Here is a 4,455-nt window from a genome sequence, read left to right on the forward strand (position 1 = left end):
AGGGCGGCGAGGTCGGCGAGCGGGCCGGTGGGCCGGCGCTGGCCCAGGCGCTGGAGGCGTTGCGGGTGGCCGCCGGGGAGGGCATCCAGTTGCACGGGGGGATCGGGTTCACCTGGGAGCACGAGGCACAGCGGTACTTCAAGCGGGCCGCGGGGGACGAGGCGCTCTTCGGGCCGGTGCACCGGCTGCGGGGGCGGGCGGCCGACATGGCGGGGGTCTTCACGGTCGGCGGGCTCGCGCCCGGCGGGCCGGGCGAGCAGAGGGAGGCGCGGGGCTGATGGCTTCGAGGAAGGCGGCCGGGATGACAGCGGGCACGGCGGAGCGGATGAAGGGCATGGGCGTGCGGCTGGTGCAGAAGGTGTCCTCGGCTCCGGCGTTCGCCCGGGTCGCGCCGCATGTCATACCGGCGCTGGACCGGGCCGTGCACCGGGCCACCCGGGGCCGGGTGCTGCTCAGCGCACAACTGCTGCCCGGCGTCGTGCTGACCGCGACCGGCGCGCGGAGCGGGGTGCCGCGTCGTACCCCGCTGGCCTGCATGCCCGAGGAGGGGAAGGGCAGCTGGGTGCTCATCGGATCGAACTTCGGCCGCCCCGGCCACCCCGCCTGGAGCGCCAACCTGCTGGCCCACCCCGACGCCGAGATCAACTGGAAGGGCCAGGACATCCCCGTCACCGCGCACCTGCTGGCGGGGGAGGAACGGGCGGCCGTATGGAAGGAGTTGCTGAGGTTCTGGCCGCCGTACTCGACGTACCAGGCGCGGGTGGACCGGGAGATACGGGTCTTCCGGATCGTACGGCGCTGAATCGCGCTGCCGCTGCCGCTGCCGCTGCCGCTGCCGCTGCCGCTGCCGCTGCCGCTCGCGCTCGTGCCGTCGATCGGCGGGTGCCGTGCGGCCGATCGGCGTGCGGCCGTGCGGGGGCGCCCCCCGAGTCCCCCCGCAGCCCCCTGGTCCCCAAGTCCCCCTGAACGCGGCAGGCGGCACGCCTCGTCGGAGGGTGCCGTCTGCGTGACAGGATCGCGTCCGGGGGCGTGCCCGGGTGCTCCTGCGTTACTTCGTGGGTTTCTTGCCGGTGATGCCCAGGTGCACCAACAGGGCCAGGTTGGGCTTCAGTTCGGCCTGTTTGACGCCCCAGGTCTGGAAGCCCTTCTGGTGCCCGGAGACCGAGGCGAGCATCGCGACGAGGGAACCGGCGAGGGCCGCCGGGTTCACGTCCTTGTCGACGCGGCCCTTGGACTGGAGCTCGGCGACGGTCTCCGAGAGGGAGTTGGTGACCGAGTTCAGGATCTTCATGCGGATCTTGTAGAAGCGTTTGTCGCCCTCGGCGGCGCCCAGGTCGACGACGCGGAGGATCGCGTCGTTCCTGCGCCAGAAGTCCAGGAATCCGTCGACGAGTTCCTGAGCGGTCTGCCAGCCGGCCTTGCCGACCCAGGAGCGGCCTTCGAGGAGGCTCGTCAACGTGGCGCCCTCGGCGGCCATTTGCTCGGCGATCTCCAGGACGGCGCCTTCGACGTCCGGGAAGTACTGGTAGAAGGTCGCGGGTGAAGTCCCCGCCTTCCGGGCGACATCAATGACTTTGACGTCCCGGTAGGGCGACGAGCTGAGCATCTCGCTGAGGCAGTCGAGCAGCTTCTGCCGGGTCGCCTGCCCTCGTCGGCCGGCCACGCGGCCGTCGACGGTACGCACTTGTCCTGTCATGCCGTCAGCTTACCGAGGGGTGATCGGAGCGCGATTCGGCCGACTGCAAATGGGGAGCAAGGGCCTCACCAAGGGGTTCGTGGGGTGGTCCTGCGGTGCCTTGGCGCATTTCCTTCGCCCCCGCCGCCCCTACCCGTCCCCTCCCCAGGGGCTGCGCCCCTTCGACCCCGCTCGGGTGGGCTCTTTGGCTGCGGGCCGGCGGGGCTTCTCGCGCAGTTCCCCGCAGCCCCTGAAAAGCAGGGGCTGCGCCCCGTGCTTTTCAGGCCCGCAGGGGCCTGAATCCTTCAGGGGCGCGGGGAACTGCGCGACCAGCCCCCACCGAACCCGCACCCGCCCACGTACAGGCGCCCCCGAGCCATCAGGCGCCCTCCCGCGAAAGGCAGCCGGACGCGCCCGACGCGCGCCCACAGTGAGTGGCCGTTAGCTTGGCCCTATGGCCGATGAGACGGGAGCCGTCACGGGGGCGGAAGCCGCCGCCGCCGCCACGGGAAGCGTCCCGTACCCCGAGGGCGTTCCCTGCTGGGTGGACGCCCAGCTGCCCGACGTGGAGGCGGGGAAGCGGTTCTACGGCGAACTGTTCGGGTGGACCTTCAAGGTGGCCCCCACGGACGGCGCCCATGAGGTGTGGGCGTACCCCGCGGACACATCGGTCCCGCTCGCCGCCCTCGCCCCCAAGCCCGACGGCCGGCTCCCCACCGTCTGGACCGTCCACTTCGCGACCCCGGACGCGGTCGCGCTCACCGCCCGGATCACCGCGGCCGGCGGTCAGGTGATCACCCCGCCGACCCCGGTCGGCACCCTCGGCACGGCCGCGCTGGCCACGGACCCCGAAAGCGCCGTCTTCGGTCTCTGGCAGGCCGGTAGGCACACGGGTTTCGGGCGGCGCCACGAGTCCGGCACGTTCATGTGGGCCGAGCTGTACACGCGGGACACCAAGGCGGCCAACGCCTTCTACTCGCACCTCTTCCACGACGCGCTCTTCGGCCCGGACGCGGCCCCGGACTTCGGCCGGGCCACGCTCACGGACGTCTTCCCGGCGGAGATGCCACCGCATTTCCTGGTCCACTTCGGGACGGACGACTGCGAGGCCGCGATCGCTACCGTCAGCCGGCTCGGGGGCCGGGTGCAGGTGCCGCCGTTCGACACGTCGTACGGAAATGTGGCGGTCGTCACGGACAATCAAGGGGCGTCGTTCGCGCTGCTCCAGCGGAAGCACGGAAACGGCTGGCGGGAGGCCCCGCAGGAGTCGGATCAGGCCGAACAGCGCCCGGACGACCTGCGGCAACAGGGCGACGACCGGAGCGAGGACGAGGCCCGACCGGGGGAAGAACGCGGGGCGACCGCACCGGGGGACGACGGCTGACCAGCGGGAAGACGGCGGTCGGCGGGTGTGGGGGCGAGGGCCTGCCCGTGGCTCGCGCGGGCGCTCCGGGGGCGTGACCGGGCCGCCGCGTGGGCAGACGTACGGGGTTGTGCGCCGGTGGTACGCGGCCCGCCGTGGTGTCCCACCATCCGGGCTCCCGCTTCCCGAGAGGCGGACAACATGGTTTTGTCCTGAGACACCCCGTTCCGCACCCGGGTTAGCAACCTGCCCCCGGTAGCAGGAAGAATCGGGGTGCGTGCCGCCATGGCGGTGCGGTGGTGAGACGCTGCACGGGGGTCGCGCGCACAACGTGGGTGACGCGGTCCGTACGGGGAGGTGGCAGGGCAAGTGGTGGATCAGCTGACGCAGCACGATCCGCGGCGGATCGGGCCGTTCGAGGTGCTGGGACGGCTGGGTGCCGGCGGCATGGGGCTGGTCTATCTGGCGCGCTCGGCGTCGGGCCGGCGCGTGGCGATCAAGACGGTGCGGACGGAACTGGCGGAGGACCAGCTCTTCCGCGTCCGTTTCACGCGCGAGGTCGAGGCGGCCCGCGCGGTGTCCGGCTTCTACACGGCGGCGGTGGTCGATGCCGATCCCCGCGCCGCCGTGCCGTGGCTGGCGACCGCGTACGTCCCCGCGCCCTCCCTGGAAGAAATAGTGAACGACTGTGGGCCGATGCCGGTCCAGGCCGTCCGCTGGTTCGCCGCGGGTGTGGCCGAAGCCCTGCAGTCCATCCACGGCGCCGGACTCGTCCACCGCGACCTGAAGCCCTCCAACGTCCTCGTCGTCGAGGACGGGCCGCGCGTCATCGACTTCGGCATCGCGTCCGGCGTATCGAACACGCGTTTGACGATGACGAACGTCGCCGTCGGGACGCCCGCGTACATGTCGCCCGAGCAGGCGAAGGACTCGCGGAGCGTGACCGGCGCGAGCGACGTCTTCTCGCTCGGCTCGATGCTGGTGTTCGCCGCCACCGGGCACGCGCCGTTCCACGGCGCCAACCCCGTGGAAACCGTCTTCATGCTGCTGCGCGAGGGCCCGGACCTCGCCGGCCTCCCGGACGACCTGCGCCCTCTCATCGAGTCCTGTATGCAGATGGACCCGACCGCGCGCCCCAACCCCGCCGACCTCCAGGCCCAGCTCGCACCCCACCTCTTCGGCTCCGGCTCGGACGACAGCGGTACGGCGTCGGCGTGGCTGCCCGAGAAGGCGGTGGCCATGATCGAGACCCGCCGCGGTGGTCGCCCGGCGCCCAAGCCCCAGCAGACCTCCGGCGGGCGCAGCGGCGGAGGAGCCCGCCCCGCCCCGGTACCGCCGCCCCCGCCCTCGTACGACCCCGCGCCCCTCTCCCTCGGCGCCCCCGACACCGGGCCGGTACGGCTCGCCGGTGGGCAGG

At 72.5% G+C, this 4,455-nt stretch carries 3 protein-coding genes and 2 pseudogenes; 4 read left to right on the plus strand and 1 reads right to left on the minus strand.

Going from position 1 to position 4,455, the window contains the following annotated elements:
* Together AWZ10_RS14980 and AWZ10_RS14985 are read left to right on the plus strand one after the other, a co-directional pair.
* Positions 1–278, plus strand: a pseudogene (locus tag AWZ10_RS14980) (acyl-CoA dehydrogenase family protein); the annotation flags it as partial.
* Positions 278–802, plus strand: a complete 525-nt coding sequence (locus AWZ10_RS14985) for a nitroreductase/quinone reductase family protein (RefSeq protein WP_199845971.1) — start codon at positions 278–280, stop codon at positions 800–802. The pseudogene AWZ10_RS14980 and the gene AWZ10_RS14985, both read left to right, overlap by 1 nt.
* Before the next feature lie 246 nt (positions 803–1,048).
* Here the strand turns inward: AWZ10_RS14985 and AWZ10_RS14990 are convergent, their stop codons facing one another.
* Entirely contained in the window at positions 1,049–1,696 is a 648-nt protein-coding gene (locus AWZ10_RS14990; RefSeq protein ID WP_079024552.1) for a TetR family transcriptional regulator, read from the minus strand.
* 433 nt (positions 1,697–2,129) lie between these two features.
* On the opposite strand from AWZ10_RS14990, the pseudogene kbpA reads away from it, so the two are divergent.
* Positions 2,130–2,906: pseudogene (gene kbpA / locus AWZ10_RS14995) on the plus strand (AfsK-binding protein KbpA); the annotation flags it as partial.
* A gap of 501 nt (positions 2,907–3,407) precedes the next feature.
* Positions 3,408–4,455 (plus strand): serine/threonine-protein kinase (locus AWZ10_RS15000; RefSeq protein ID WP_159058274.1); only part of this gene is annotated, 1,048 nt, incomplete at its 3' end.

Origin of the sequence: Streptomyces europaeiscabiei, from assembly GCF_001550375.1 — a bacterium.
Taxonomy (GTDB): domain Bacteria; phylum Actinomycetota; class Actinomycetes; order Streptomycetales; family Streptomycetaceae; genus Streptomyces; species Streptomyces europaeiscabiei.

Excerpts from the sequence above, each read along its gene's own strand:
- AWZ10_RS14985 (WP_199845971.1), top strand. The coding sequence starts at position 278 with ATGGCTTCGAGGAAGGCGGCCGGGATGACAGCGGGCACGGCGGAGCGG.
- AWZ10_RS14990 (WP_079024552.1), bottom strand. The coding sequence starts at position 1,696 with ATGACAGGACAAGTGCGTACCGTCGACGGCCGCGTGGCCGGCCGACGA.